The sequence below is a fragment of the Streptomyces sp. DSM 41931 genome (assembly GCF_050271085.1).
Classification (GTDB): Bacteria; Actinomycetota; Actinomycetes; order Streptomycetales; family Streptomycetaceae; genus Streptomyces; species Streptomyces albogriseolus.
Map to the genome: position 1 here is coordinate 2,135,097 of NZ_CP189902.1, position 26,998 is coordinate 2,162,094.

Consider the following 26,998-nt stretch of genomic DNA (forward strand, 5'->3'; position numbering starts at 1 on the left):
CACCGTGAAGCCCGACGACCCGCTGCTGAGGATTCTCGCCTGCCCGCTCGACAAGGGGCCGCTGCACCTGCTCACCGCGGACGACGGGGAGGGGGAGGCGCTCTACAACCCGCGGCTGCGCCGCCGTTACCCGGTCGTCGACGGCGTCCCGCAGCTGCTGCCGTCGTCCGGGGAGCAGGTGCCGGAGGAGGAGCACGAGCGGCTGCTGGCCCGCGCGGCCGGGGCCCCGGGGACGGCGCCGTGACGGGGCGGCGCACGCTCGCGGCGCGGGCGGCGTCGGCGCTGCCCGCGCGCGTGGTGGCGGCGGCGGCCCGCGCGGTCTACCCGCGCTTCGAGCCCGAGCTGGCCCGCCTCTCCGACCTGTGCCCGCCGGGCTGCGACACGGCCGTGGACGTCGGCGCCTGGTACGGCCCGTGGACGCACCGGCTGGCCCGGCACGCCCGCCGGGTGGTCACCCTGGAACCGGTACCGCGCCTGGCCCGGCTGCTGGGCGCCACCGCCCCGCCGAACGTGCGGGTGATCCGCGCGGCCGCCTCCGACCGGCCGGGCGTGGCCCGGCTGTGGCTGCCGGACGACGACGCCGGCGCCCAGGGCGTGTCCTCACTGGTCCGCCGGGACATCCACGGCCACGCCCTGGACGTCACCTGTGTCGCCCTGGACGACCTGGGGCTGCGCGACGTCGGCTTCCTGAAGATCGACGTGGACGGCAACGAGCCGGCGGTGCTGCGCGGGGCGACCGGCATCCTCGCCCGCGACCGGCCGGCCCTGTTCGTCGAGCTGGAGTCGCGGATCCAGCCGATCGCCCCGGTGGTGACGTATCTGTCCCTGCTGGGCTACGACGGCTGGGTGCTGCCCGCCGGCACGTGGATCCCGCTGTCCCGCTTCCCGCTGGAGGCGCACCAGGAGCGCACCGCGTACGTCGCCACGCACGGGCTGCTGCGCCGGATCCTGCCGTACGAGCGGCTGCGCGGCCCGCGCTACGTCAACTCGGTGCTGTTCCTCCCGGACGGCCGCCGCCCGGGAGAGCGTCCGGTGGGCGACGATGGGTCCCGTGCCCACCGGACGACGCCCACCTGAACCGTTCACCCCGTTCCACTTCCAGCTGGTGCTGCTGCGGCGCATGGCCGACCACAACCCCGGCCTGGTGGAGGACGCCCGGCGCGCACTGGGCGCGTCCCTCGCCGACATGCGGGAGGCCAACCGGCGCTGGCAGGCGATGGTCCGCTCGCCGCGCCCCCGCCCGGCGCTGTCCCGGTACCGCTCGGTGCTCGGCCCCCCGGAGTCGCGGACCCCGCGCCGGGTCGGCGACCTGGACTGCGAGGCATGGCGGTGGCCCCTGCCGCTCTGGCCGGACCTGCGTTTCGAGGTGCTGACCCCGGCGGGCGGGGGCGCGGTGTGGAACGAGTGGCTGGTCCGCGCGCCCGGCGCGCCCGCGCCCGCGCTGCGCACGCTGGAGGACCTCACACCCTGGTCGTGCACGGTGGACGAGGTGGCCCGCGCCTTCGCCCCGGCCCGCCCGCTGGAGGGCTCGGCGCCCACCCGGTGGGGGCTGGCCTTCACCGCCCCGGACGCGGAGGGCCGGCGTCACGCGGTGGTCGCGGAGTTCACCTGGGGGCTGCTCCAGCGGACGGCCGCCGGCGGCCCGCCGCCTCGGTGATCCGTTCCACGACGACCGGCAGCGACTCGGGGTGCAGCCACAGGAACAGGTTCGGCTCGACCAGCTCCAGCTCCATCACCCGGGGCCGCCCGTCGTCGCCGTCCACCAGGTCCACCCGCGCGTACAGCAGCTCGGGCGCCCCGGGCACGGCGGCCAACGCGGCCTGGGCGACGGCGAGTTCGTCCGCCGTAGGGGTCCAGCCGGTCAGCCCGGGGTGGGCCGTCTTCCGCTGGTCGTAGGGGGTGCCGGGAGCGAGGACGGGCCCCTTCCTGCTGGCGTGCAGCAGTGTCCCGCCGAAGAACTGCAGTGCCCGCTCCCCGCCGCTGTCGATGGCCCGCACGTACGGCTGCACCATCGCCGTGAACCCGTCGTCGTGCAGACGCCGCACATGCCGTACGGCGGTGTCGTGCTCGTCGGGGGTGTAGCGGGCGGCGAACCGGGCGCCGGCGCCGGAGGCCGGCTTGACCACGAACTCGTGGCCGCCCGGGAGTTCCACGGCGTCCCCGGGCGCCAGGTACCGCGTCTCCACCACGGGCGCCCCGGCCGCGGCCAGGTCCGCGAGGTAGTGCTTGTCGGTGTTCCAGCGCACCACGTCCGCCGGATTGGCGAGCCGGGTCAGCGCGCCGCACCGCTCCGCCCACGCGGTGAACTCGGCCGCCCGCCAGCTGTAGTCCCAGGTGGAGCGGATCACGGCGAGGTCGAAGCGGGCCCAGTCGACTCCGGCGTCGTCCCACACCTCGGCGGACGCCTCCGCCCCGGCCTCGTTCAACGCCCGCACCAGCACCGGCAGATCCCGGTCCTCGGCCACGTCGGGCCCGTCCGCACAGGTCACCAGCGCGACTCGCACCACGCCGCCTCACCCCTCCCACGACCGCCTCGGCTCCGGAAGGAGGCTAACAACCACGGGCGGGCCGGGACCGTCAGCGGTCCTCCTCCGGGTCCCAGTCGAGAAGGCGGACCTTGGCGACCGTGCGGACGTGGCGGCGCATCGCGGCGGCGGCCTGGCGGGGGCGGCCGTCGGCGACCGCGTCGAGGATCGCCTGGTGCTGGGCGAGGGAGCGGTGGGGGCGGCCGGGCTGGCGCAGCGACTCGGTGCGGCTCTCGGCGATCTGCTCCGCGATGGAGCGCATGAACTCCGCGAGCAGGGCGCTGTGCGCGGCCGCCGTCACCGCCGCGTGGAACCGGCGGTCGCCCTCCACGCCCGCGCCGCCCGCCTCGATCTCCTCGGCCATGTGCGCGAGCGCGGACCGCATCGCGGCCAGGTCGTCGTCCGTGCGCCGCTCGGCGGCCAGTTCGGCGAGCTTGGTCTCCAGGGCCTCCCGCGCCTCCAGCACGTCGGGCAGCCGCCGGCGCCGCTCCACCATCCGCTCGACCGGCTCGACGTCGAGGCTGTCGCGGACCAGATAGGTACCGCCGCCGTGCCGGGCCTCGACCAGCCCCTGCACCTCGAGCACGACGATCGCCTGCTTCACCGAGGCGCGGCTCACGCCGAGCCGCTGGGCCAGGTCGCGCTCCGGCGGCAGACGGTCCCCGGCGCGCAGGCCGCCCTCGGCGACGTACTGGCGCAGCCGGTCCAGCACCTGTTCGTACAGGCGCTGTTTGGCCATCGGGCGCAGGGCGTCGGTCACGGCGGTCCCCCTCTCGCCGGGAGACTAGCACCGGGGCACCGCGAGTGGCCGAGTGGCTGAGCCAATTCCTGCGCGACCCCTTGACGCGCCTCCATGCGGGCCGCACGCTGTGCGACCGAACGGACCACGCCATTCCGGCGCCATAAGTGGTTCAGCCACTCAGCCACTCGGGAGCCCGCATGTCCCCCGAACTCCTCTCCGTCCTCGTCCTCGCGGTGGTGTTCGTCATCGCCACCACCCGCTCCGTGAACATGGGGGCGCTCGCCTTCGCCGCCGCCTTCGGGGTCGGCACCCTCGTCGCCGGCCTCGACGCGGACGGCGTCTTCGCCGGCTTCCCCGGTGACCTGTTCGTCGTCCTGGTCGGCGTCACCTATCTGTTCGCCCTGGCCCGCGCCAACGGCACCACCGACTGGCTGGTGCACGCGGCCGTGCGGATGGTGCGGGGGCGGGTGGCGCTGATCCCCTGGGTGATGTTCGCCCTGACCGGCGCGCTCACCGCGATCGGCGCGGTCAGCCCGGCCGCGGTCGCGATCGTCGCGCCGATCGCGCTGAGCTTCGCCGTCCGGTACGGCATCAGCCCGCTGCTGATGGGCGCGATGGTGGTGCACGGCGCCCAGGCCGGCGGCTTCTCGCCGATCAGCATCTACGGCTCGATCGTCAACGGCATCGTCGAGCGCGAGAAGCTCCCCGGCAGCGAGATCACCCTGTTCCTGGCCTCCCTGCTGGCGAACCTGGTCATCGCCGCGGTGGTGTTCGCCGTGTGCGGCGGGCCGAAGCTGTGGCGGCAGGGGACGGTCGCGGAGCCGGTCGCCCCCTCGGCGAAGGAGGACGACGAGCCGGGCGGCGGCGGAGGCAATGGCACCCGAGGCACCGGAGGCAGTGGCGGCGGCGGAGGCACCCGTACCGCCCCCGTCTCCACGCTCAGCCGCACCGACGCCCCGGCCGTCGCCGTCCCGCTCACCGCCCCGGTGACCGCCACCCTGGTCTGCCTGGCCGCCCTCGTCGTCGCCGTCCTCGGCTTCGACCTGGACGCGGGCCTCACCGCCATCACCCTCGCGGTCCTGCTGAGCACCGTCTGGCCGGCCGACAGCCGCCGCGCGGTCACCGAGATCGCCTGGCCGACAGTCCTGCTGATCTGCGGCGTGCTCACCTACGTCGGCGTGCTGGACGAGATGGGCACCATCACCTGGGCCGGCGAGGGCGTCGGCGGCATCGGCGTCCCGCTGCTCGCGGCGGTGCTGCTCTGCTACATCGGCGCGATCGTGTCCGCGTTCGCCTCCTCGGTCGGCATCATGGGCGCGCTGATCCCGCTCGCCGTGCCGTTCCTGGCGCAGGGCGAGATCGGCGCCGTCGGGATGGTCACCGCGCTCGCGGTGTCGGCGACGGTGGTGGACGTCAGCCCCTTCTCCACCAACGGCGCCCTGGTCCTCGCGGCCGCCCCGGACGTCGACCGCGAGCGGTTCTTCCGACAGCTCATGACCTACGGCGGGATCGTCGTCGCGGCGGTCCCGGCGGTGGTGTGGCTGGTGATGGTGGTACCCGGCTGGGGGTAGGACACCCGACGCAGCCACGACAACGACGACAGCGACGACAGCGACGACAGCGACCCAAGGAGTACGACGCGTGTCCTCTCTCTTCCCGGCCCTCACCGACGGCCCGGCCGGCGGCTCCCCCGGCCGTCCCGCCCTGCGCTTCGGCGAGCGCGCACTGACGTACGGGGAACTCGCCGCCGCATCCGGCGCGGTGGCCGGGGACCTCAAGGGGGTGCGCACGGCCGCCGTGTGGGCCACGCCGACCCTGGAGACCGCCGTCGCGGTCACCGCCGCGCTGCTCGCCGGGGTGGTCGTGGTCCCGCTCAACCCGAGGTCGGGCGAGCGGGAGCTGGGCCACATCCTCGGCGACAGCGCCCCCGACGTGCTCCTCGCCGCGCCCGGCGTCCCGCTGCCCGACGCACCGGCCGCCCTGCCCCGCGTCGACGTGGACCCGGCCCGCGGCGCCGGCCGGGGCTCCGTGCCCGACGACCGGGAGCGCGACCCGGAGGACCCCGCCCTGATCGTCTACACCTCCGGCACCACCGGCCCGCCCAAGGGCGCGGTCATCCCCCGCCGTTCGATCGCCTCGACGTTGGACGCCCTCGCCGACGCCTGGCGGTGGACCGCCGCCGACGTGCTGGTGCACGGCCTGCCGCTGTTCCATGTGCACGGCCTGGTCCTCGGCACGCTGGGCCCGCTGCGCCGCGGCGGCGCGGTGCGCCATCTGGGCCGGTTCACCACCGAGGGCGTGGCCCGCGAGCTGAACTCCGGCGCGACCATGCTGTTCGGCGTGCCGACGATGTACCACCGCATCGCGGAGGCGCTGCCCGCCGAACCGGACCTGGTGCGGGCGCTGTCCGGCGCCCGGCTGCTGGTGTCGGGGTCGGCCGCGCTGCCGGTGCACGACCACGAGCGGATCACGGCGGCGACCGGCGCCCGGGTCGTCGAGCGGTACGGCATGACGGAGACGCTGATGAACACCAGCGTCCGCGTCGACGGCGAGACCCGCCCCGGCTCGGTCGGCGTGCCGCTGCCCGGCGTCGAACTGCGGCTGGTCGAGGAGGACGGCACCCCGGTGACGTCGTACGACGGCGAGACCGTGGGCGAAATCCAGGTGCGCGGGCCGAACCTGTTCACCGAGTACCTCAACCGGCCCGACGCCACGGCGGAGGCGTTCACCGCGGACGGCTGGTTCCGCACCGGCGACATGGCGGTCCGCGACCCCGGCGGCGACGTCCGCATCGTCGGCCGCAAGGCGACCGACCTCATCAAGAGCGGCGGCTACAAGATCGGCGCGGGCGAGATCGAGAACGCGCTGCTGGAACACCCGGGCGTGAAGGAGGCGGCCGTCACCGGGGAGCCGGACGCCGACCTGGGCGAGCGGATCGTGGCGTGGGTGGTGCCGGCCGACCCGCAGTCCCCGCCCGGCCTGGAGGAGCTGGCCGGCCATGTGGCCGCGCGCCTCGCCCCGCACAAGCGGCCCCGGGCCGTCCGCCACCTCGACGTGCTGCCCCGCAACGACATGGGCAAGATCATGAAGCGGGCGCTGACGCATGGCTGACCGCCCGCCGGCCCGCGAGGCCCTCGCCCTGGTCACGGACACGTTCACCGAACTGCCGTACCCGGCGCGGACACCGGCGCCGGACGGCCCGCTCGGCTGGCCCGGCTACGACGAGGCCCGCGCCCGCGCCGCCGCACGCACCGGCGAGGACGAGTCCGTGGTCTGCGGGGTCGCGGACGTCGAGGGCACCCCGGCCGTGCTGATCGCGTTCGAGTTCGGCTTCCTCGGCGGCTCCCTCGGCGAGGGCACCGGCGACCGCCTGGAGGCCGCGTACGCGCACGCCGTCGCGCACCGGCTGCCCTTGGTGTCCCTGGTCGCCACCGGCGGCAGCCGGATGCAGGAGGGCATGCTCGCCCTGACCCAGCTCCAGCGGGTGGCGCGCGCGTCGGCACGGGCCCGGGAGGCGCGGCTGCCCCAGATAGCCGTCCTGCGGGACCCCACGACCGGCGGCGGCTGGGCCACCCTGGGCGCGGGAGCGGACGTGGTACTCGCCCTCCCCGGCGCGCAGGTCGGCTTCGCCGGCTCCCGGGTCCGCCCGCCGGACGCCGACCCGACCGCGTACACGGCCGAGGCGCAGGTCGCGGCGGGCGCGGCGGACGCGCTGGTCCCCCCGGAGGAGCTGCGCACCACCCTGGGCCGCTGGCTGCGCCTGCTGACCCGCCCCTCCGCCGACCCGGCCCCGCCGCCGCACGCCCTCGGCGCACCGGACCTCCCGGCCACCGGCTGGGACGCGGTCCGCCGCGCCCGCTCACCGCACCGTCCGCGCGCCGCCGCCTACCTGGACGCCTACTTCACCTCGCGCGTCACGCTCTCCGGCGACCGCTGCGGCGGCGCCGACCCCGGCGGCATGCTCTGCGGCTTCGGCGACCACGAGGGCCGTACCGTCGCCTACGCGGCCCAGACAGGCACGGCCACCCGTCCCGCCGGCTACCGCACGGCCGCCCGCCTGGTCCGTCTCGCCGACCGCCTCGGCATCCCGGTGCTGACCCTGGTGGACACCCCGGGCGCGGCCAACGACGCGGAGGCGGAACGGCAGGGCGCGGGGGCGGCCATCGCGGACCTGTTCTCCGCCGTCGCCGCCGCGCGCACACCGCTGACCACCCTGGTCATCGGCGAGGGCGGCTCCGGCGGCGCACTGGCGCCGGCCGCGCCGGGCAACACATGGGCCACCCCGGACAGCTACTTCTCGGTGATCGCCCCGGAACTGGCGGCGGCGATCCTGAAACGCCCGCCGTCCGCCGTGGAGTCCACGGCGGACGGTCTCCGCATCCGGCCCCAGGACCTGGTGGAGCTGGGGGTGGTGCGGGGCATCGTGGGACCGGGCCCGGAGGGCGCCTAGGCGGCCGCCTCCTGCCCGGTCACCTCGGTCTCACCGGGCAGGGGCTTCCCGGTCTTGTTCTTCACGAGCTCCACGCGGTCGACGAACAACTGGAAGAGCAGCTGGCTGGGGCCGAGTTCGCGGCCCTTACGGGTGGTGTTCCCCTGTGCGATGCCGATGCTGTAGGGCTCCGTGTGCTCCGCCTTGACGCCGATGTACCCGGGCAGCGTCCCCTCGTTCTGGCTCGCCGCCTTGAACGGCGAGTCGCCCTCCTGAGCCTTACGGATCAGGTCGGTCTTGTACCCGGGGCCGAGGGCCATGTACTCCGGTGTGAAGAGCAGTTCGTGGGCGCCCGGTTTCAGGACGAACTTGAGCTGGACCTCGCTGTAGTAACGGTCCGCCTGCCCCTGGTCGCCGAGATGGGCTCCCACCGTGAGACCGGTGTAGGACTTCTTGAGTCCCGCCGACGTTCCGGTCCCCTCGCTGACGTACTCCGTGAGCGCCGCGCGTGCTTCGGCGTCGCCCCAGTAGGTCAGAATGCTCTCGGCCTCGGCCCACGACATGGAGCGGTAGAGCTCCAGCTGCCCGGCCTCCGGGTCCTTGGCCGCCAGCTCCCGCAGGAGCGCGGGGCCCGTCTCCGTGACGATCTGGTCCATCGTGCGTTTCTCGCCGGACGCCCCTTTGCCGCCCGACGCGCCCTTGCCCTTCTTGCCCTTCTGGGCAGGCCCGGTCCTCATGGCGGCTCGCTTGCCCGCGGACGCCGAGTCCTTGCCGCCCACCCCGGCCTTGTCCTCCCAGTACTCGACCGTCAGATGCTCCTGCGGGTTGCCGGCCCGCTGCACGACGGCCGCACCGCCCGCCGCCGCGGGCGCCTCCGCACTCCGCCGCACGCCCGCCTCCGCCGCCCGGCTGGAGGCCATCACCCGCGCCGCGTTGGCCTCCGCCTCCCTCTCGAAGCGGTCCGACGGGTCGGAGACCCTCAGCCCCGCCCCGTTGTCGGTCCCCGCGACCGGCCCCTGCCGCTGCTGGACGACGTGGGTGAGTTCATGGGCGAGGGTGTGCCGGTCCCCGCCGCCGTCACCGATGACGACATGACTGCCGGAGGTGTAGGCGCGGGCGCCGACCTCCGCGGCGGAGGCCCGTGCCGCGCTGTCGTCGTGGATCCGGACGTCGGAGAAGTCCGCACCGAGCCGCGCCTCCATGTCGGTGCGGACGGCGTCGTCGAGCGGGCGGCCGGGCGCGCGCAGGACGTCGTGCACGGCCGACCGCTGCACCGGCGCGTGCGGCTCCTCGTCGCCCAGGTGACCGGCCTGCCGCAGCAGCTGGACGACGGCCGCGTTCCCGGCGCTCGTCTGGAGCCCTCTCAGTCCCGCCTGCGGGGACACCGTCCGTCGCGCGGACGGAGCGGGCCGCAAGGGCGCCGGCCCGTGCTCGTTCCCCCGCTGAGCAGGGCGGGGCTTCTGGTGACTCACAGGATCGCCTCTTCGGAACGTCGGGGCCGTCGCCCGTCGCGGCCTGGGGTTCTGAAGCATTATCAGGAGAATCCCGGCCCTCACTCCGCCGTTCGGCGCCCACAGCCCCGCTCTCTGCCCGGACGTCTGCCGCACCGTGCAGCGGAGCTGCCCTTTGGGGCAGTTCCCCCCTGCTCGCGGCTGCCGCCGGACGGGACCCCCGTTCGGCGGCCCCTCGCCCGGCCCCCCAGAAAGGGCGCCGCCCCCGCCCGGCGCGCACGATGCGAAGAGGCCCGCCGATCGGCGGGCCTCCGGCCGCGCACTCGGGAGGAACTGCCGTGACCGCCAGTCTGGAGCAGCTGCGCCGCTGCCACTTCGCCGTCGACCTGGGCGCGGCCCGCACCCGGGTGTACATCAAGGGCGCCGGCCTGGTCGTCGACCAGCCGTCCGTCGCCGCCGTGAACACCCGTACCGGAGCGCTGATCGCGGTCGGCGAGTTCGCGGAGAAGATGACCGGGCGCACCCCCGACTACATCCGCGTCGTCCGGCCGGTGAACGGCGGTACCGTCGTCGACATCGAGATGGCGCAGCGGATGCTGCGTCAGCTCATCGGCGACCGCACCCGCCGTGCCCTGCGCCGCAAGCCCCGGCTGCGGGCGGCCGCCTGCACCCCGCACGACGCCGACCCGCTGGCCCAGCGCGCCGCGATCGAGACGCTGGTCGGGCTCGGCGCCCGCCGGGTGGAGCTGGTGGACACGCTGATCGCGGCGGCCGTCGGCTGCGGACTGCCGGTGGAGCGGCCCGAGGCCACCATGATCATGGTGTGCGGCGCGGCGGCCACCCAGGTGGCCGTGCTGTCGCTCGGCTCGATCGTGCGCGCCGAGCGGATCCCGGTGGGCGGCGAGGCGGTGGACGCGGCGATCGTGCAGCATCTGCGCCACCAGCACGAGCTGATGCTCCCGAGCCAGTCCGTACGGCCCCTCCAGCTCGCGTTGGAGGGGAACGGACTGACCCCGGAGGGGCCGGAGGTCACGGAGATCCACGGCCGGGACGTCGCCACCGGGCTCGCCCGGTCGGTGAAGGTGGACACGGCCGCGGTGCGGCGGGCGATCCAGACGCCGCTCACCGCCGTCCTGGACGGCATCGGCAGGGTGCTGCGGGACTGCCCGCCCGACCTGGTCGCCGACCTGGCCGACCGCGGCATCATGATGGTCGGCGGCAGCGCCCTGCTGCCGGGTCTGGACCAGATGCTGCGTCAGGCCACCGGGATGCCGGTGCACATCGCGGAGCGCCCGGAGCTGTGCGCCGTGGAAGGGCTCGGCGCGATGCTGGAAGGCCGTATCACCCCCATGGTCCTGGACCCCCTGGGCGCCTGAGTCGCCCCCTCCGCCGCGCACCACGCACCGCCCTGGCCTGCCCGCATCCGTGCGGGCAGGCCCTCGTACGTTCCCGGCCGTTCCGGCGGGGGCGGTGTGTACCGCGGCGCAGGGCGGGCAGGCGCATCCGCAGCGCAGCAGTTCCGTGCGCGATGCCTCTCGTGCGGGTGCCGGCGGTGGCCGGGGCCGCCGGGACGGCCCGGCCGGCCACCCACGAGCACCGACAAGGCGGTGACATGACTTCCGCGGCTTCGTTCCCCCCGGGACGGCAGGACACCTTGGTCATCAGCGGTCGCATGGACGCGGACCGGGCGCTGCTCACCCCGCGCGGGGAGCTGGTCCGCGGCTGCGCCCAGATGCTGGCCGAGAAGCTGGCCGGGCTGCCCGCCGGCACGGCGCGGGTCGACCTGGACATGAGCGGCGTGCACTTCATGGACACCGCGGGTCTGGAGTTCCTGGAGGTGCTCCGTGACCACGCCCGCCGGCGGTCCATGCCGGTCACCACGTCCCGCTGGAGCGGCCAGCCGCGCCGCATCCTGGAGCTGGCCGGGCTGGACATCACGGACCCGCTGCGCTCCCCCGCGCCGCGCCCCTCGCCGGCCGGGTCGGCGGTGGCGCTGGAGCGCCAGGAGCGGCTGCACCTGCTCCAGGAGGAGGTCGAGCAGCTGCGGCAGGCCATCGCGTCCCGCCCGGTCATCGACCAGGCGCGCGGCGTGCTGATGGCGACGTACGGCTGCACCTCGGACGAGGCGTGGCACATTCTGCGGGAGGCGTCGCAGCTGTCCAACACCAAGCTGCGCGCCATCGCCGAGTCTCTGACGGCCTGCGCGGAGGCGGAGGGCACTCCCCCGCCCCCGGAGGTGCGCACGGCGCTGGCGCGTGCCCTCGCCGCCCGTCGCGCCGCCCGGTGACATCGCCGCGCGCGGGGTACTCGTACTCGCCGTAACGACCGGCCCCGCGACAGAAGGCGGCACGATGAGCGAGCACACTCCGTCCCAGGCCGAGGGCGACCGGGACGACAGCGAATGGACCACCCCCGACGTGGTGCACACCACGCCCTCGCAGGCGGAAGGGGAACGCGACCCGTCGGACGCGCCGACCGCGTCCGACGACAACGCCGTACGGGGAACGCACGAAGACGGCTGACTCGCGCCGACGGCCGACGAAGGCCACGGCGGTCGGGCCGCCGTGGCCTCGGGTCGAGCCTTTCCGTGGTGCTTTGTGCCGTCAGCCTCGCAGCTGCTCGGTCAGACCCAGCTGGCTCATGATGGCGCCGGTGTCCAGATACGCGCGGCCCTCCTGGATTTTGCCGTCCTTGACCTTGTAGATGTCGCACGCGTGCACCGTGACGTGACGCCCGGTGGCGGGCACGGTGCCCGCATGCAGGACCAGGTCCCCGGTCTGCGTGCCGTCGCCGCGAGCTGGGTGAAGCCCTCCGGGCCTCGCAGTGTCCTTCCGCTGCCCTCCTCGACGAGGATGCAGTCCGGAGCGACGGACCCGGCGATGGAGTCGTAGTCACGGTCGTTCCTCCCCCATGCTGAACCGCTGCCTCAACCGGTGCACCCCAACGGGTCCTTGGTGGAGACGCTGAGGGGACGTTCCCGCAGGTCAAGGTAGGTTGCTGGTGGGGCGGGTGGGACTCGAACCCACGGCCGACGGATTATGAGTCCGCTGCTCTAACCGGCTGAGCTACCGCCCCATAGCGGCGTGTCGCGTACATGTGTGCGCGCCGTCTGCCGCAGCATAGCCGCTCATACGATCTCCTGCTTCGGATGGTCGGCTGCGTACGGCCCTGTTGACCATGAAGACAGTGCCGCGTCGCGCGCGGTTCCCCCGGACATGAAAAAGGACCCCGGCGGGGTCCTCGTTCAGCATGCTCCCCCGACTGGACTCGAACCAGTAACCTGCCGGTTAACAGCCGGCTGCTCTGCCAATTGAGCTACGGAGGATCGAGCTCCCCCGACTGGACTCGAACCAGTAACCTGCCGGTTAACAGCCGGCTGCTCTGCCAATTGAGCTACGGAGGAATGCCTCGTTCTGCATCGAACGCACCCGCCTGGGTATTCGCCAGGGGGCGCGCGCTCGCTGCGACACATACATTAGCGCAAGCAGGGGGGTGCTCCGCCAATCGGTACTCCCCGGCCCGTCGCCGCGCCGGAGACCCACGCAGACTGGAACAACGGGAAGGGTGGCCGCCATGCGATACCGGCTCACGTTCGTCGCCGGAGTCGTCCTGGGTTACGTGCTGGGCACGAAAGCCGGGAGGGAGCGCTACGAGCAGATGAAGAGGTCCGCGCTGCAGCTGGCGCAGAACCCCGCGGTGCGCAACACCGCGGAGAGCGCGGCACAGCAGAGCCGTGAGTTCGCGGACAAGGCGTACCACGTGGTGAGCGACAAGGTCGGCGACCGCATGCCCGACTCGGTCGCCCAGCGGGTCCACGCCCTGCGGGAGCGCACCGCCCACGGCCCGGCCGAGGACGACTGGGGCACGAGCAACACCTGACGGACACCGCATCTCTCCCCATGCGGCAAAATCGCCGTATGGGGATAGTCGCCGGGCTGGACAGTGCGCCCGATTTCACTCGCATCGTCGTCTGTGACACGGACACCGGGGCCGTGCTCAGGCAGGGGTACGCCCCGCACCCGGTGCAGGGTGCCGACGCCGGCCGCTCCTCGGACGTCGACCCGCAGGCCTGGCTGCTGTCCCTGGGCGAGGCCGCGAGCGGCGGGCTGCTGGAGGGCGTGCAGGCGATCGGCGTGTCCGCTCAGGCGGGCGCGCTGGTCCCGCTGGACGCGCAGGGCAACACGGTCCGCCCGGCGATGACCGGGGGCGACAAGCGCGCCCAGGTCGCGGCGGCCGATCTGGTCGACGCGCTCGGCGGGCGCGAGGCGTGGGCGCAGGCCGTGGGCTGTGTGCCGGGCGCCGCACAGCCGGTGACCAAGCTGCGCTGGATGGCCCGTACCGAACCGGAGAACGCGGCCCGCACCGCCGTGCTGCTGCAGGCGCAGGACTGGCTGGTGTGGCAGCTGCTGGGCCGGCCGGTGCGCCGGACCACCGACCGGGGCGGCGCCTCCGGCACCGGCTACTGGGCGGCGGCCACCGGCGGGTACCGGCCCGACCTGGTGGAGCTGGCGCTCGGGCACCAGGCGATGCTCCCCGAGGTGATCGGCCCGGCCGACGCGGCCGGGACCACCCCCGAGGGGCTGATGATCTCCGCCGGCACGGCGGACACGATGGCGGCGGCGTTCGGGCTCGGCATCGGGCTCGGCGACGCGGTGGTGTCGCTGGGCGCCTCCGGCTCGGCGATGGCCGTGCACCCCGAGGCGCTCGTCGACCGCACCGGCATGATCACGTCGCTGGCCGACGCGACGGGCATGCATCTGCCCGTGGTCACCACGCTGAACGCGGTGCGGGCGCTGCGCGGCACCGCGGAACTGCTGGGGCTGCCGGACCTGGAGAGCCTGTCCGACCTGGCGATGAAGTCGACTCCGGGCGCGCACGGGCTGGTGCTGCTGCCGTATCTGGAGGGCGAGCGCACCCCGAACCTGCCGCACACCGCGGGGACCCTCGCGGGGCTGCGGCGGGAGTCGATGAAGCCGGAGCACCTGGCGCGGGCGGCGTTCGAGGGGATGCTGTGCGGGCTCGCGGACGCGCTGGACGTGCTGCGCGGCCGGGGTGTGGAGGTGCGGCGGGTGTTCCTGCTGGGGCCCGCGGCCGAACTGCCCGCTGTGCAGGCGGCGGCGCCCGCGCTGTTCGGGGCGCAGGTGGTCGTGCCGCAGCCCGCGGACTACGCGGCGACGGGCGCGGCCCGGCAGGCGGCCTGGGCGCTCGGCGTCTCGCAGGGCGCCCTCGATCCGCGGACCCCGCCGGTGTGGCCGGGTCCGGTGGCGCAGGTGCTGGACCCGGGCGAGGAGCTGGCGGTGGGGCAGGCGGTGCGCCAGCAGTACGTGGCGGTGCGCGAGCAGACCCATCCGGGGGCGTTCCAGCAGTAGGAGGGGGCGCGCGGGGACGGCGCGCCGGGGCCCGTAAATGGGTTGAGGTAACGCCGGTGGAGTGTTCGACGATAGGGGCCACGGGCAACCACTGGCCCCGCCGTCCACTCCGAGAGATGCAGCGTGCTCATACGACTTCTACGTGACCGTCTACGGCCCTACACAAGACCCCTCGTCCTTCTGGTGGCCCTGCAGTTCCTGCAGACCTGCGCCACGCTCTACCTGCCCACGCTGAACGCGGACATCATCGACAACGGTGTCGTCCAAGGTGACACGGGTTACATCCTCGGCTACGGCGGCCTGATGATCGGCATCTCGCTGGCGCAGGTCGTCTGCAACGTCGGCGCCGTGTACTACGGGGCCCGGACGGCGGCGGCCCTGGGGCGGGAGCTGCGCGCCGCGGTCTTCGACCGGGTGCAGTCCTTCTCCGCCCGTGAGGTGGGTCACTTCGGGGCGCCGTCGCTGATCACGCGCACGACGAACGACGTCCAGCAGATCCAGATGCTCACCCTGATGGCGTTCACCCTGATGGTGTCGGCGCCGATCATGTGCGTGGGCGGTGTGGTACTGGCGCTCGGTCTTGACGTGCCGCTGTCCGGGGTGCTGGTCGCGGTGGTGCCGGTGCTGGGCGTCTGCGTGACGCTGATCGTGCGCCGGCTGCGGCCGTTGTTCCGCACCATGCAGAAGCGGCTGGACACGGTGAACCGGGTGCTGCGCGAGCAGATCACCGGCAACCGGGTCATCCGGGCGTTCGTGCGGGACACGTACGAGCAGCGGCGGTTCCACGGGTCCAACACCGAGCTGACCGATGTGTCGCTGCGCACCGGCAATCTGCTCGCGCTGATGTTCCCGGTGGTCATGACGGTGGTGAACCTGTCGTCGATCGCGGTGGTGTGGTTCGGCGCGCACCGCATCGACAGCGGCGGGATGCAGATCGGCGACCTGACGGCGTTCCTCGCCTATCTGATGCAGATCGTCATGTCCGTGATGATGGCCACCTTCATGTTCATGATGGTGCCGCGCGCCGAGGTGTGCGCCGAGCGCGTCCAGGAGGTGCTGGACACCTCCTCGAGCGTGGTGCCGCCCGCCGCGCCCGTCACCGAGCTGCGCCGGCACGGACATCTGGAGATCCGGGGCGCGGGCTTCCGCTACCCGGGGGCCGAGGAGCCGGTGCTGCGGGCGGTCGATCTGGTGGCGCGGCCCGGCGAGGTCACCGCCGTGATCGGCTCCACCGGCAGCGGCAAGTCCACGCTGCTGGGGCTGGTGCCGCGGCTGTTCGACGCGACCGAGGGCGAGGTGCTGGTCGACGGGGTGCCGGTGGCGGACGTCGATCCGGCGCTGCTCGCGCGGACCGTCGGCCTGGTGCCGCAGAAGCCGTATCTGTTCGCGGGCACGGTGGCGACCAATCTGCGCTACGGCAATCCGGACGCCACGGACGAGGAGCTGTGGCACGCGCTGGAGGTGGCGCAGGGCAAGGACTTCGTGGAGCGGCTGGAGGGCGGGCTCGACGCGCCGATCGCGCAGGGCGGGACCAACGTCTCCGGCGGTCAGCGCCAGCGCCTGGCCATCGCCCGGACGCTGGTGCAGCGCCCGGAGATCTACCTCTTCGACGACTCCTTCTCCGCGCTCGACTACGCCACCGACGCGGCTCTGCGCGCGGCGCTCGCGCGGGAGACGGCCGAGGCGACGGTGGTGATCGTCGCCCAGCGGGTGGCGACCATCCGGGACGCCGACCGGATCGTGGTGCTGGACGAGGGCCGGGTCGTCGGCGCCGGACGGCACCACGAGCTGATGGCGGACAACGAGACCTACCGGGAGATCGTGCTCTCCCAGCTGACGGAAGCGGAGGCGGCCTGATGGCGGGGCCAGGGGGCCGGATGACGGCGGGGGTCGCTCCCGGCCAGCGGTCGATCGACTTCAAGGGGTCCGGCAAGCGGCTGCTCGGCCGCTTCGGACCGGAACGCCTCACCATGTACGGGCTGCTGGCCTGTGTCGTGGTGAGCGTGGGGCTCAGCGTGGTCGGGCCGAAGATCCTGGGCCGGGCCACCGACCTGGTGTTCGCGGGCATCGTGGGCCGTGACATGCCGGAGGGCGCCACCAAGGAGCAGGTGCTTCAGTCGATGCGGGAGCGCGGCGACGGCCAGGTCGCCGACATGCTCCGCTCCACGGACTTCACACCGGGTCAGGGCATCGACTTCACCGCGGTGGGGCACGTCCTGCTGCTCGCGCTGGCGGTGTTCGGCGCGGCCGGGCTGCTGATGGCGGTGGCGACCCGGCTGGTGAACCGGGCGGTGAACCGCACGATGTTCCGGATGCGCGAGGACGTGCAGACGAAGCTGTCGCGGCTGCCGCTGTCGTACTTCGACAAGCGGCAGCGCGGTGAGGTGCTGAGCCGGGCCACCAACGACATCGACAACATCGGGCAGACGCTCCAGCAGTCGATGGGGCAGCTGATCAACTCGCTGCTCACCATCATCGGCGTGCTGGCGATGATGTTCTACGTCTCCTGGATCCTGGCGCTGGTCGCGCTGGTGACGGTGCCGCTGTCGTTCGTCGTCGCCACCCGGGTCGGCAAGCGGTCGCAGCCGCACTTCGTGCAGCAGTGGCGCTCCACCGGCACGCTCAACGCGCACGTCGAGGAGATGTACACCGGGCACGCCCTGGTGAAGGTGTTCGGGCGGCAGGAGGAGTCGGCGCGGAAGTTCGCCGAGGAGAACGAGGCGCTGTACGAGGCCGGGTTCAGGGCGCAGTTCAACAGCGGTGTCATGCAGCCGCTGATGATGTTCGTGTCGAACCTCAACTATGTGCTGGTCGCGGTGGTCGGCGGTCTGCGGGTGGCCTCCGGGACGCTGTCCATCGGGGACGTGCAGGCGTTCATCCAGTACTCGCGGCAGTTCTCGATGCCGCTGACGCAGGTCGCGTCGATGGCGAACCTGGTGCAGTCGGGCGTGGCCTCCGCCGAGCGGGTCTTCGAGGTGCTCGACGCCGAGGAGCAGAAGGCCGACCCGTCGCCCGCCGAGCGTCCCGAGGAGCTGCGCGGCCGGGTGGAACTGGAGCATGTGTCGTTCCGCTACGACCCGGACAAGCCGCTGATCGAGGACCTGTCGCTGACGGTGGAACCGGGCCGCACGGTCGCCATCGTCGGCCCCACGGGCGCGGGCAAGACCACCCTGGTCAACCTGCTGATGCGGTTCTACGAGGTGTCCGGCGGGCGGATCACCCTGGACGGGGTGGACATCGCGCGGATGACGCGGGACGAACTGCGCGCCGGGATCGGCATGGTGCTCCAGGACACCTGGCTGTTCGGCGGCACCATCGCGGAGAACATCGCGTACGGCGCGACCCGTGAGGTGACCCGGGAGGAGATCGAGGAGGCGGCGCGGGCGGCGCACGCCGACCGGTTCGTCCGCACCCTGCCCGACGGGTACGACACCGTCATCGACGACGAGGGCAGCGGGGTGAGCGCGGGCGAGAAGCAGCTCATCACCATCGCGCGGGCGTTCCTGTCGGACCCGGTGATCCTGGTGCTGGACGAGGCGACGAGCTCCGTGGACACCCGTACGGAGGTGCTGATCCAGAAGGCGATGGCCCGGCTGGCGCACGGCCGCACGTCGTTCGTCATCGCGCACCGGCTCTCCACGATCCGCGACGCGGACACCATCCTCGTCATGGAGAACGGGGCGATCGTCGAACAGGGCGCGCACGACAAGCTGCTGGCGGCGGACGGGGCCTACGCCCGGCTGTACAAGGCGCAGTTCACGCAGGCGGTCGCCGAGGTGGACTGAGGCCACGCGGTTCCGGAGGGGCCGTTCCCGGCCCCTCCGGGACCCCGCCGACTAGTCGAGATAGCCGCGCAGTTGGTCGGCGTAGGCGTGGTCGCGGAGCTTGTTGAGGGTCTTGGACTCGATCTGCCGTATCCGCTCGCGGGTCACCCCGAAGATACGGCCGATCTCCTCCAGGGTGCGGGGCCGCCCGTCGGCCAGCCCGTAGCGCAGCTGCACCACCTTGCGCTCGCGCTCCCCCAGCGTGGACAGCACCGCCTCCAGGTGCTGCCGCAGCAGCAGGAACGCCGCCGACTCCACGGGGCTGGCGGCGTCCCCGTCCTCGATGAGGTCGCCGAGCGCGACGTCGTCCTCCTCGCCCACGGGCGCGTGCAGCGACACCGGTTCCTGGGCCAGCCGCAGCACCTCGCCCACCCGCTCGGGCGGCAGGTCCAGATGCGCGGCGACCTCCTGCGGCGTCGGCTCGTAGCCGCGTTCCTGGAGCATCCGCCGCTGCACGCGCACCACGCGGTTGATCAGCTCCACCACGTGCACCGGCACCCGGATGGTGCGGGCCTGGTCGGCGAGGGCCCGGGACATGGCCTGCCGGATCCACCAGGTCGCGTAGGTGGAGAACTTGAAGCCGCGCGCGTAGTCGAACTTCTCGACGGCCCTGATCAGGCCGAGGTTGCCCTCCTGGACCAGGTCGAGCATGGTCAGCCCGCGCCCCACGTACCGCTTGGCCACGGACACCACGAGCCGCAGGTTCGCCTCGATCAGCCGGCGCTTGGCCATGCGGCCCATGACGACGAGCCGGTCCAGGTCGTGCGCGAGGCGGCTGTCCAGGTCGGGGGTGAGGCGCAGCTTCTCCTCGGCGAACAGCCCGGCCTCGACCCGGCGGGCGAGCTCCACCTCCTCGGCGGCGGTGAGCAGCGGGATGCGGCCGATCTCCCGCAGGTACTGGCGGAACAGGTCGGCGGAGGGACCGCCGGTCTCCGGCCGCATCCGCGGGTCGACGGGTCCGGCCGGCTCCACGACGTCCGGCGGCCCGGCCTCGACGGGGTCCTCCGCGGACGGCGGCTCCACCGGCGCGGGCGGCTCGGGCCCGGTCCCGGGGCGCTGCCCGACGCGGCTCGGCGCGGGCATCGCCACCAGCAGATCCGCGTCCGGCGCTGCGCCGACGACGTCGGTGTCGGTCTGGGTGAGGGTCTGGGTCTGCACGGGGGCGACCTCCAGGATGATCGCTGCCTGGGGGTGGGGCAGCGGTACTTCAGGGGCGGAGTCGACGGCCTCGCCGCTGTCCGTCCCGTACGCGATGAGCGGAACCGCGGGGGTGTGCGACCCGTCACCGACGGGCCGGCCGCGCTCCGAGGACTCAGGCACCGCCCCCAGTGTGGGGTACGACACATCGTCCCCACGAGGGGCGTGCGATGACTTTTTGCGTCCGTGCCGTCACCGCGCGGTCATCCGGAAGGCCCGACACCCCCTGGCGGATGCGGCGTTCTCGCGGAGGGAGCGGTGACTACAACGCTGCCGCGCCGTGTTCGCGCAGGGCCTGGTCGTACTGCTGGAGGACCCACAACTCGTTCTGCACGGAGGCGAGTTCGCTCGGGTCGCCGTGGTTGCCGAGACGGGTGAGGCGGCTGGTGATGTCGCGGATGCGGCGCTCGACCGCGCGGCGGCGGACCGTGACGAGCTGGGCGCCCGCATAGGTCCCGTCGACGTCCTTGACGCCCCGGTGCAGCATGATCGCCTCGACCGCCAGCTCGGTGACCATGGCGCGGACCGTGTCGTCGGGGGCCGCGTCGCGGACCCGGATCAGGTACTCCTGCGGGTCCTGGACGCCGTACTCGGCGCCGCCCGCGTCCAGGATCGCCTGACGCACGGCCGCGTACGGCGGGGCGGTGAACTCGTCGACGCCGTACGCGTCGAAGGCCGGGGAGACCAGCTCCGGGCGCTGCAGGGCGAGTTTGAGCAGTTCGCGCTCGGTGGCGAAGACCGGGTTGCGGAGGTTCAGGGCGGGGCCGCGCGGGGCGGCGGGGGCGGCGGCGTACTGCTGGGGGCCGCCGCCGGGCCGGCCGCGCTCGGGCGCCGGGCCCTTGCCGCCGCGGTCGCGGGCCCAGCGGGCGAGCTGGGCGACCCGCTTGACGACGAACTGGGTGTCGAGGATGCCGAGCATCCCGGCGAGCTGGACGGCGACCTCGTGCTGCGCGCCGCTGTTCTTGATACGGGCGACGACCGGGGCGGCCTCGTCGAGGGCGCCGGCCCGGCCGGCCGGGGTGTCCAGGTCGTAGCGGCTCACGATCTGGCGGAGCGCGAACTCGAACAGCGGGGTGCGCGGCTCGACCAGGTCGGCGACCGCCTCGTCGCCCTTGGCGAGCCGCAGGTCGCAGGGGTCCATGCCGTCGGGCGCGATGGCGATGTACGTCTCGGCGGCGAACTTCTGGTCGTCCTCGAAGGCGCGCAGGGCGGCCTTCTGCCCGGCCGCGTCACCGTCGAAGGTGAAGATCACACGCGCCGAGCCGTTGTCCATCAGCAGACGCCGCAGGATCTTGATGTGGTCGGTGCCGAAGGCGGTGCCGCAGGTGGCGATGGCGGTCGTGACGCCCGCGAGGTGGCAGGCCATGACGTCGGTGTAGCCCTCGACGACGACCGCGCGGGAGGACTTCGCGATGTCCTTCTTCGCCAGGTCGATGCCGTAGAGGACCTGCGACTTCTTGTAGATCGCCGTGTCGGGCGTGTTGAGGTACTTCGGGCCGTTGTCCGCCTCGTAGAGCTTGCGGGCGCCGAAGCCCACGACGTCCCCGCCGATGTCCCGGATGGGCCACATCAGCCGGCCGCGGAAGCGGTCGATGGGGCCGCGGCGGCCCTCCTGGGCCAGCCCCGAGAGCACCAGCTCCTTGTCGCTGAAGCCCTTGCCGCGCAGGAAGCGGGTGAGGTGGTCCCAGCCCTGGGGGCTGTAGCCGACGCCGAAGTGCACGGCGGCGGCCTGGTCGAAGCCGCGTTCGGCGAGGAAGACCCGGCCGGTCTCCGCCTCGGGGCTGGTCGCGAGCTGCTCCGCGTACCACTCGGCGGCCAGCTTGTGCGCCTCGACCAGGCGGATGCGCTCCCCGCGCTGGTGGGACGGGTTGTACCCGCCCTCCTCGTAGCGCAGGGTGATGCCGGCCTGTCCGGCCAGCCGCTCGACCGCCTCCGAGAAGGAGAGGTGGTCGATCTTCATCACGAACGTGATGGTGTCGCCGCCCTCCTGGCAGCCGAAGCAGTGGAAGAGTCCCTTGCTCGGGCTGACCTGGAAGGACGGCGACTTCTCGTCGTGGAACGGGCAGAGGCCCTTGAGGTTGCCGCCGCCCGCGTTGCGCAGCTGGAGGTACTCGGACACCACGGCGTCGATCGGGACCGCGTCCCGAACCGCCTTCACGTCCTCGTCGTTGATCCTCCCGGCCACGCGTGAATTCTACGGGGCCGATGTGACAACCCGGTCCGGCCGGACGCCCCCGAAGGGGCGCGGGGCTGTGACATGTGCGGCTTCGCCGCGTGGGCGCGACCAGCCACGACAAAGCCGCACCCGCGCCGAACGAGCCCCCGGCACCTTCCTAGGCGACCAGGCTCTCCAACGGCACATGCGGATCCGCCAGCGCCTCCGTGTCCACCGCCTCCCGCGACCGGATCAGGCGCTGGATCGGCTCCGTGACATCCCACACGTTCACGTTCATCCCGGCCAGCACCCTCCCCTCGCGCACCCAGAACGCGATGAACTCCCGCTTCCCCGCGTCGCCCCGGATCACCACCTGGTCGTAGGACCCGGGGGGCGCCCAGCCCGAGTACTCCATCCCGAGGTCGTACTGGTCGGTGAAGAAGTACGGGACGCGGTCGTAGATCTCGTCGCGGCCGAGCATGGCGCGGGCCGCGGCCGGTCCGCCGTTCAGCGCGTTGGCCCAGTGCTCCACCCGCAGCCGGGTGGAGAACAGGGCGTGCGGGAAGGACGCGACGTCGCCGGCCGCGTAGACGTCCGGGTCGGACGTGCGCAGCCGCTCGTCGACGAGGACGCCGCCGCCCGACGCGGGGTCGGCCAGCTCCAGGCCCGCCGCCTCCGCGAGGGCGGTCCGCGGGGCCGCCCCGATCGCGGCGAGCACGGCGTGCGCCGGGTGCTCCTCGCCGTCGTCGGTACGGGCGGCGAGGACCATGCCGTCCTGGCCGGTGATCTCGGTGAGCGTGGCGCCGAAGTGGAAGCGGACGCCGTGCTCGCGGTGCAGCTCCGCGAAGAGCTGACCGAGCTCCGGCCCGAGCACCGAGTGCAGCGGGGTCGGCCCCCGGTGGACGACGGTGACCTCCGCGCCGTAGTGCCGGGCCGCCGCCGCGATCTCCAGGCCGATCCAGCCCGCGCCGGCGATCACCAGGTGGCCGTTGTCCCGGCCGAGGGTGGTGAGGACGCCCTTGAGGCGCTCGGAGTGGGCGAGGCGGCGCAGATGGTGCACGCCGACGAGGTCGGTGCCCGGGATGTCGAGGCGGCGGGGCTCGGCGCCGGTGGCGAGCAGCAGCTTGTCGTAGCGGACGGTGGTGCCGTCCTCGCCGAAGCGGACGGTCTTCGCGGCGCGGTCCACGGCGGCGACGGTCGCCCCCAGGTGCAGCTCCACGTCGTGCTGCGCGTACCAGGCGGGCTCGTGCACGAAGACGCTGTCGCGCTCCGCCGAGCCGAGGAGGTAGCCCTTGGACAGCGGCGGACGCTCGTAGGGGTGGTCGCGTTCGTCGCAGATCAGTATCACGCGGCCGGTGAAGCCCTCCGCTCTCAGCGTCTCGGCCGCCTTGGCGCCGGCCAGGCCGCCTCCCACGATGACGAAAGTCTGATCCGCGTCGACCACGTGATGCCTCCTTCGAGCGTTGCCACCAGCGAGCCTCCCGCACGCGGAGGCCCGCGGGAAGGGGGAGTGACCCGATCAGGCCACCTGTCTCACGTACGGGCGGTGAGCCGGGCGTGCAGCGAGCGGGCCGAGGCGTCCGTCAGGGACGCGATCTGGTCCACGACGACCCGCTTGCGGGCCCGGTCGTCCGGGGCCCGGTCGAACAGCGTGCGGAACTGCGGGTCCAGGCCCTCGGGCGCGCGGGCGGTCAGCGCCTCCGCCAGCTCCATGACGACGACGCGCTGGTCGGCGCGGAGCCGCTCCTGCTCGGCGCGCTGCATGACGTACCGGTCGGCGACCGCCTTGAGGACCGCGCACTCCATGCGGGTGGAGCGCGGGACGACCAGCTCGGCCGCGTACCGGGTGAGGCGGCCGCCGCCCCACGCCTGCCGGGTGGCGCCCTCGGCGGCGAGGCAGAAGCGGCCGATGAGCTGGCTGGTGGCGTCCTTGAGGCGGGCCTGGGCGACGGCGGTGCCGTCGTAGCCGTGCGGCCACCACTCCTGGGCGAGCAGCCGGTCGAGGGCCTCCGCCAGCTCGGCGGGGTCGGTGTCGGCGGGGACGTACCGGCCGACGGCGACCGCGAAGACGGCGTCCCGCTCCGGGTCGGCGTGCAGGCAGTTGGGGTCGATGTGGCCCGCGTGCAGGCCGTCCTCCACGTCGTGGACCGAGTACGCCACGTCGTCCGCCCAGTCCATGACCTGCGCCTCGAAGCAGGTGCGGGTGCCGGGGGCGTCCTTGCGGAGCCACTCGAACACCGGGCGGTCGTCGTCGTAGACGCCGAACTTCACCGAGGCCGGGTCGGTGGGGTGGGCGCCGCGCGGCCAGGGGTACTTGGTGGCCGCGTCGAGGGTGGCCCGGGTGAGGTTGAGGCCGACGGAGCCGTCGGGGGTGAACCGCTTGGGCTCGATGCGGGTGAGCAGGCGCAGCGACTGGGCGTTGCCCTCGAAGCCGCCGCAGTCCTGGGCGAACTCGTTCAGCGCCTGTTCGCCGTTGTGCCCGAACGGCGGGTGGCCCAGGTCGTGGGAGAGGCAGGCGGCCTCCACCAGGTCGGGGTCGCAGCCGAGGGCGGCGCCCAGTTCCCGGCCGACCTGGGCGCATTCGAGGGAGTGGGTGAGGCGGGTGCGAGGGCTGGCGTCCCACACCTGGCTCTGCTCGCCGGGGGTGACGACCTGCGTCTTGCCGGCGAGGCGGCGCAGCGCCGCGGAGTGCAGCACGCGTGCCCGGTCGCGCTGGAAGGCGGTACGGCCCGGACGCTTGTCGGGCTCGGTGGCCCAGCGCTCGACGGCCGTGGGGTCGTACCCGGCGGGCGGGAGGTGGTGCGCGGACGGGTCGGACGTGCCGGACGTGATGCCTTCCATGAGCCGACAGTAGCCCCGGCCGGTGACGTCCCGGACACCGGTGGCCCTCTCAGGCCGTCGCGAGGGCGGCCGGCCCGGCGACCGGGGCCGCGGTGCACAGCGCCTGGTCGTAGCGGTGGAGGAGCAGGCGGGCCATCGCGGGGTGGGTGCCCAGCGGGCCGGAGACGGTGCCGGGGGCCGCCCGGGCGCACTCGGCGGCGAACCGGCCGGGCGCGGTGAAGCAGGAGGCGACGGCGACCCGGGTGCGCCCGCGGGCGGCGAGGGCGCGGACCGCGTCGGACACGGTGGGCGCGGCGGCGGAGGCGTAGGCGGGGACGACGGGCACGCCGAGCCGGGCGGCGAGCAGGGCGGCGATGCGCTCGGTGTCGGCGCGGGACGCGGGGGCGCGGGACCCCGCGGCGGCCAGCACCACGGCGCTGCGTCGGCGCTCCTCCGCACCCCGGGGCGCCTGCCAGCCCGCCTCGGTGAGCCGGGCGTGCAGGGCGTCCACGAGCAGGGGGTGCGCGCCGAGCGGGTCGGCGACGCGGGTGGGCAGGGGCGCCGCGGCGGCGGCGTCGGGGATGTCCCGGGTGACGTGGTGGCCGCGGCCGAACAGCAGCGGCACGAGCACGGCGGACCCGGCGCCGGACGCGGCCAGCTCGTCGAGGGTGCCGGGGAGCAGCGGGGCGTTCAGCTCGATGTGCCCCAGGTGCACCGGGAGACCGGGCCGCAGGGCGCGGACCCGCTCCAGCAGCCGCAGCGCGGTGGCCAGGGCGCGCGGGTCGCGGCTGCCGTGGGCCACCACGACGAGGGCGGGGGGCGGGGCGGCCGGGCGGGGCCGGGTGCCGGGGTGCGTCGGATACGCCGTCATGCAGCGAGCGTGACCGGACGAGGTTGCCCTGCCGTTGCGCCGGGGTCACGGGTGTTTGCGGGGTGTTCACGCGGGGGCGGAGGGCGGTGTGAGGTGGCCGGCCTCCCCTCCCACGCCGCGTGAGGCCGGTCACAGGGCGCGAACCGCGGGCCCCGGCACGGCGTCCTACCGGGTCTAGGACCGACCCGGGGAGGCCGTCCCATGCGCCGTATCACCGTCCGCCGTCCACGGCTGCCGCGTACCCGTGCGGGGCAGCGGCGGCTGGTGCGGGCCCTGGTGGCGGTGTGCGTGCTGGCGCTGCTGCCGGCGACCTGGCTGCGGCTGAGCACGGGCGACCGGCTGCGCACCGTCGCCGACGTGCCGCGCACCGAGGTGGCCGTGGTGTTCGGCGCGGGGCTGTGGGACGGGGAGCCGTCGCCGTACCTCGCGCACCGGCTGGACGCGGCGGCGGAGCTGTACCGCGCGGGGCGGATCCGGGTGGTGCTGGTCACCGGCGACAACAGCCGCGAGGACTACGACGAGCCGGACGCGATGCGCGCCTACCTGACCCGCCACGGGGTTCCGCGGACGCGGATCGTCAGCGACTACGCGGGCTTCGACACCTGGGACTCCTGCGTCCGCGCCCGGAAGATCTTCGGGGTGGACCGCGCGGTGCTGATCAGCCAGGGCTTCCACATCCGCCGCGCGGTGGCGCTGTGCGAGGCGGCCGGCGTCGAGTCGTACGGCGTCGGCGTGGACGACCGCCACGACGCCACCTGGTACTACGGCGGCGCCCGCGAGGTCCTGGCGGCGGGCAAGGCGGCCCTGGACGCGGTGTTCCGCCCGGATCCGCACTTCCTCGGACCGAAGGAGCCGGGGGTGCGGAGGGCACTGGCGGACGCGCGGGGGTCCGGCGCGCCTGACTGACGACTCAAGCGCGCATACCGGAGTATGCTTTCGTCCATGGCGGACACGACGCGCATCACGGTGACCCTCCCGACGGAGCAGGTCGCCGAACTGAAGAAGCTCACCGACAACGTCTCCGGCTATGTCGCCGAAGCCGTGGCGCGCCAGCTGCGTCATCAGCTGCTCGGGGCTGATCTTCTGCGTCATCAGGAGGAACACGGAGCCTTCACCGAGGAGGAACTGGCGGAGGCCCGCTCCCGGATCTTCGGCGACACCGAGGCCGGCGGTTCGGCGAGCGCGGCGTGAGCGGGCACGTCGAGACGGTCGTCCTGGACGCCGAGGGCCTCTCCGCCTGGATCGCGCAGGACCGCAAGATCGCCGCGATGTTCCAGGTGTTTCACTCGGCGGGAGCCGACTTCGTCGTAGGAGCCAACACCATCGTCGAGGTGAGTCACGCGCGGGTGAACACCGCCCGGATGCGGTGGGTACTGTCCCGCGTCAGGGTCGAGCCGGTGACCGAGCAGGCGGCGAGAGCGGCTGCGGAGCTGCTCAAGGCCACCGGCCTGCACGGGCACAAGTACGCGATCGACGCCACGGTGGCGGAGATGGCGCTGCGTCAGCCGGGCCCGGTGGTCATGCTGACGTCCGACATCGATGACATGGCGCGACTGTGCGGCGACCGCGTCCGGCTCGTCGGCGTCTGAGCGGGGCACGTCGGCCCCTCACCACG

The 26,998-nt window shown here is 73.8% G+C and carries 26 protein-coding genes and 3 tRNA genes; 17 read left to right on the forward strand and 12 right to left on the reverse strand.

Annotation, left to right across the window (positions count from 1 at the left end; translation table 11 throughout):
* Nucleotides 1–4: 4 nt before the first annotated feature.
* Genes ACP7TJ_RS09990 through ACP7TJ_RS10000 form a run of 3 tightly spaced genes read left to right on the forward strand, consistent with a single transcriptional unit; the run spans nucleotide 5 to nucleotide 1,657 of the window.
* Nucleotides 5–244: a Trm112 family protein gene (locus ACP7TJ_RS09990; RefSeq protein WP_093764743.1), complete on the forward strand. Its 240-nt coding sequence runs from the start codon at nucleotides 5–7 to the stop codon at nucleotides 242–244.
* Nucleotides 241–1,077, forward strand: a complete 837-nt coding sequence (locus ACP7TJ_RS09995; protein ID WP_255303723.1) for an FkbM family methyltransferase — start codon at nucleotides 241–243, stop codon at nucleotides 1,075–1,077. The genes ACP7TJ_RS09990 and ACP7TJ_RS09995 overlap by 4 nt, the downstream gene beginning before the upstream one ends.
* Nucleotides 1,043–1,657 (forward strand): hypothetical protein, encoded by a 615-nt coding sequence (locus ACP7TJ_RS10000; RefSeq protein ID WP_189911191.1) that lies wholly within the window; start codon nucleotides 1,043–1,045, stop codon nucleotides 1,655–1,657. The genes ACP7TJ_RS09995 and ACP7TJ_RS10000 overlap by 35 nt, the downstream gene beginning before the upstream one ends.
* Here the strand turns inward: ACP7TJ_RS10000 and ACP7TJ_RS10005 are convergent.
* Entirely contained in the window at nucleotides 1,605–2,507 is a 903-nt protein-coding gene (locus tag ACP7TJ_RS10005) for an ATP-grasp domain-containing protein (protein WP_427762846.1), read from the reverse strand. The genes ACP7TJ_RS10000 and ACP7TJ_RS10005 overlap by 53 nt on opposite strands.
* 70 nt (nucleotides 2,508–2,577) lie before the next feature.
* Complete coding sequence (locus ACP7TJ_RS10010) at nucleotides 2,578–3,285, reverse strand: FadR/GntR family transcriptional regulator (protein WP_167743095.1); 708 nt, start codon at nucleotides 3,283–3,285, stop codon at nucleotides 2,578–2,580.
* A 179-nt stretch (nucleotides 3,286–3,464) separates the two neighbouring features.
* On the opposite strand from ACP7TJ_RS10010, the gene ACP7TJ_RS10015 reads away from it, so the two are divergent.
* The 3 genes from ACP7TJ_RS10015 to ACP7TJ_RS10025 all read left to right on the forward strand — a co-directional run bounded on the left by ACP7TJ_RS10015 (nucleotide 3,465) and on the right by ACP7TJ_RS10025 (nucleotide 7,717).
* Nucleotides 3,465–4,838 carry an SLC13 family permease gene (locus ACP7TJ_RS10015; protein WP_427762848.1) on the forward strand — a complete coding sequence of 458 codons (1,374 nt, stop codon included), beginning with the start codon at nucleotides 3,465–3,467 and terminating at the stop codon, nucleotides 4,836–4,838.
* Between the two features lie 70 nt (nucleotides 4,839–4,908).
* Complete coding sequence (locus ACP7TJ_RS10020; protein WP_403160413.1) at nucleotides 4,909–6,378, forward strand: acyl-CoA synthetase; 1,470 nt, start codon at nucleotides 4,909–4,911, stop codon at nucleotides 6,376–6,378.
* Nucleotides 6,371–7,717, forward strand: coding sequence for a carboxyl transferase domain-containing protein (locus ACP7TJ_RS10025; RefSeq protein WP_266396796.1), 1,347 nt, complete (start codon nucleotides 6,371–6,373; stop codon nucleotides 7,715–7,717). The genes ACP7TJ_RS10020 and ACP7TJ_RS10025 overlap by 8 nt, the downstream gene beginning before the upstream one ends.
* Here ACP7TJ_RS10025 and ACP7TJ_RS10030 read toward each other — a convergent pair.
* Nucleotides 7,714–9,228 carry a DUF4157 domain-containing protein gene (locus ACP7TJ_RS10030; protein WP_427762851.1) on the reverse strand — a complete coding sequence of 505 codons (1,515 nt, stop codon included), beginning with the start codon at nucleotides 9,226–9,228 and terminating at the stop codon, nucleotides 7,714–7,716. The genes ACP7TJ_RS10025 and ACP7TJ_RS10030 overlap by 4 nt on opposite strands.
* A 257-nt stretch (nucleotides 9,229–9,485) precedes the next feature.
* Between ACP7TJ_RS10030 and ACP7TJ_RS10035 the strand changes: the two genes are divergently transcribed.
* The 3 genes from ACP7TJ_RS10035 to ACP7TJ_RS10045 all read left to right on the forward strand — a co-directional run bounded on the left by ACP7TJ_RS10035 (nucleotide 9,486) and on the right by ACP7TJ_RS10045 (nucleotide 11,669).
* Complete coding sequence (locus ACP7TJ_RS10035; protein WP_093764748.1) at nucleotides 9,486–10,523, forward strand: rod shape-determining protein; 1,038 nt, start codon at nucleotides 9,486–9,488, stop codon at nucleotides 10,521–10,523.
* 236 nt (nucleotides 10,524–10,759) lie between these two features.
* Nucleotides 10,760–11,434, forward strand: a complete 675-nt coding sequence (locus ACP7TJ_RS10040; protein ID WP_167743103.1) for an ANTAR domain-containing response regulator — start codon at nucleotides 10,760–10,762, stop codon at nucleotides 11,432–11,434.
* A 64-nt stretch (nucleotides 11,435–11,498) separates the two neighbouring features.
* Complete coding sequence (locus ACP7TJ_RS10045) at nucleotides 11,499–11,669, forward strand: hypothetical protein (RefSeq protein WP_167743105.1); 171 nt, start codon at nucleotides 11,499–11,501, stop codon at nucleotides 11,667–11,669.
* 81 nt (nucleotides 11,670–11,750) lie between these two features.
* Here the strand turns inward: ACP7TJ_RS10045 and ACP7TJ_RS10050 are convergent, their stop codons facing one another.
* Nucleotides 11,751–11,894, reverse strand: a complete 144-nt coding sequence (locus ACP7TJ_RS10050) for an ester cyclase (RefSeq protein ID WP_189911186.1) — start codon at nucleotides 11,892–11,894, stop codon at nucleotides 11,751–11,753.
* A gap of 9 nt (nucleotides 11,895–11,903) precedes the next feature.
* Here ACP7TJ_RS10050 and ACP7TJ_RS10055 point away from each other — a divergent pair, with 9 nt between their 5' ends.
* Entirely contained in the window at nucleotides 11,904–12,038 is a 135-nt protein-coding gene (locus ACP7TJ_RS10055; protein WP_266396805.1) for a hypothetical protein, read from the forward strand.
* A 107-nt stretch (nucleotides 12,039–12,145) separates the two neighbouring features.
* Here ACP7TJ_RS10055 and ACP7TJ_RS10060 read toward each other — a convergent pair.
* The 3 genes from ACP7TJ_RS10060 to ACP7TJ_RS10070 all read right to left on the reverse strand — a co-directional run bounded on the left by ACP7TJ_RS10060 (nucleotide 12,146) and on the right by ACP7TJ_RS10070 (nucleotide 12,550).
* A tRNA-Ile gene (locus tag ACP7TJ_RS10060) sits at nucleotides 12,146–12,222 on the reverse strand.
* Between the two features lie 177 nt (nucleotides 12,223–12,399).
* Nucleotides 12,400–12,472: transfer RNA gene (locus ACP7TJ_RS10065), tRNA-Asn, on the reverse strand.
* 5 nt (nucleotides 12,473–12,477) lie between these two features.
* Nucleotides 12,478–12,550: transfer RNA gene (locus tag ACP7TJ_RS10070), tRNA-Asn, on the reverse strand.
* A 170-nt stretch (nucleotides 12,551–12,720) separates the two neighbouring features.
* On the opposite strand from ACP7TJ_RS10070, the gene ACP7TJ_RS10075 reads away from it, so the two are divergent.
* The 4 genes from ACP7TJ_RS10075 (at nucleotide 12,721) to ACP7TJ_RS10090 (ending at nucleotide 18,301) form a co-directional block, all read left to right on the forward strand.
* A complete protein-coding gene (locus ACP7TJ_RS10075; RefSeq protein WP_093764752.1) occupies nucleotides 12,721–13,026 on the forward strand; it encodes a hypothetical protein in 306 nt (101 codons plus the stop codon).
* 38 nt (nucleotides 13,027–13,064) lie between these two features.
* Nucleotides 13,065–14,516 (forward strand): FGGY family carbohydrate kinase, encoded by a 1,452-nt coding sequence (locus ACP7TJ_RS10080; protein WP_093764753.1) that lies wholly within the window; start codon nucleotides 13,065–13,067, stop codon nucleotides 14,514–14,516.
* 123 nt (nucleotides 14,517–14,639) lie between these two features.
* On the forward strand, nucleotides 14,640–16,373 hold the full coding sequence (locus ACP7TJ_RS10085; protein WP_427762855.1) for an ABC transporter ATP-binding protein: 1,734 nt from the start codon (nucleotides 14,640–14,642) through the stop codon (nucleotides 16,371–16,373).
* Nucleotides 16,373–18,301: an ABC transporter ATP-binding protein gene (locus tag ACP7TJ_RS10090; RefSeq protein WP_093764755.1), complete on the forward strand. Its 1,929-nt coding sequence runs from the start codon at nucleotides 16,373–16,375 to the stop codon at nucleotides 18,299–18,301. The genes ACP7TJ_RS10085 and ACP7TJ_RS10090 overlap by 1 nt, the downstream gene beginning before the upstream one ends.
* A 51-nt stretch (nucleotides 18,302–18,352) precedes the next feature.
* Here ACP7TJ_RS10090 and ACP7TJ_RS10095 read toward each other — a convergent pair whose 3' ends face one another.
* From ACP7TJ_RS10095 to ACP7TJ_RS10115, 5 genes are all read right to left on the reverse strand, one after another.
* Nucleotides 18,353–19,660, reverse strand: a complete 1,308-nt coding sequence (locus tag ACP7TJ_RS10095; protein ID WP_367470718.1) for an RNA polymerase sigma factor — start codon at nucleotides 19,658–19,660, stop codon at nucleotides 18,353–18,355.
* A 139-nt stretch (nucleotides 19,661–19,799) separates the two neighbouring features.
* Nucleotides 19,800–21,722, reverse strand: a complete 1,923-nt coding sequence (dnaG, locus tag ACP7TJ_RS10100) for a DNA primase (protein ID WP_167743113.1) — start codon at nucleotides 21,720–21,722, stop codon at nucleotides 19,800–19,802.
* A gap of 148 nt (nucleotides 21,723–21,870) precedes the next feature.
* Nucleotides 21,871–23,136 carry an NAD(P)/FAD-dependent oxidoreductase gene (locus ACP7TJ_RS10105; protein ID WP_167743115.1) on the reverse strand — a complete coding sequence of 422 codons (1,266 nt, stop codon included), beginning with the start codon at nucleotides 23,134–23,136 and terminating at the stop codon, nucleotides 21,871–21,873.
* A gap of 89 nt (nucleotides 23,137–23,225) precedes the next feature.
* Nucleotides 23,226–24,533: a deoxyguanosinetriphosphate triphosphohydrolase gene (locus ACP7TJ_RS10110; protein WP_093764758.1), complete on the reverse strand. Its 1,308-nt coding sequence runs from the start codon at nucleotides 24,531–24,533 to the stop codon at nucleotides 23,226–23,228.
* Nucleotides 24,534–24,582: 49 nt separating this feature from the next.
* Nucleotides 24,583–25,383: a sirohydrochlorin chelatase gene (locus tag ACP7TJ_RS10115; RefSeq protein WP_376724602.1), complete on the reverse strand. Its 801-nt coding sequence runs from the start codon at nucleotides 25,381–25,383 to the stop codon at nucleotides 24,583–24,585.
* Between the two features lie 201 nt (nucleotides 25,384–25,584).
* Here ACP7TJ_RS10115 and ACP7TJ_RS10120 point away from each other — a divergent pair, with 201 nt between their 5' ends.
* The 3 genes from ACP7TJ_RS10120 to ACP7TJ_RS10130 are packed head-to-tail and all read left to right on the forward strand — an operon-like array spanning nucleotide 25,585 to nucleotide 26,972.
* Nucleotides 25,585–26,289 (forward strand): SanA/YdcF family protein, encoded by a 705-nt coding sequence (locus tag ACP7TJ_RS10120; protein ID WP_367546886.1) that lies wholly within the window; start codon nucleotides 25,585–25,587, stop codon nucleotides 26,287–26,289.
* A 36-nt stretch (nucleotides 26,290–26,325) separates the two neighbouring features.
* Nucleotides 26,326–26,574 (forward strand): hypothetical protein, encoded by a 249-nt coding sequence (locus tag ACP7TJ_RS10125; protein WP_167743123.1) that lies wholly within the window; start codon nucleotides 26,326–26,328, stop codon nucleotides 26,572–26,574.
* Nucleotides 26,571–26,972: a DNA-binding protein gene (locus ACP7TJ_RS10130; RefSeq protein WP_189911180.1), complete on the forward strand. Its 402-nt coding sequence runs from the start codon at nucleotides 26,571–26,573 to the stop codon at nucleotides 26,970–26,972. The genes ACP7TJ_RS10125 and ACP7TJ_RS10130 overlap by 4 nt, the downstream gene beginning before the upstream one ends.
* Nucleotides 26,973–26,998 lie beyond the last annotated feature (26 nt).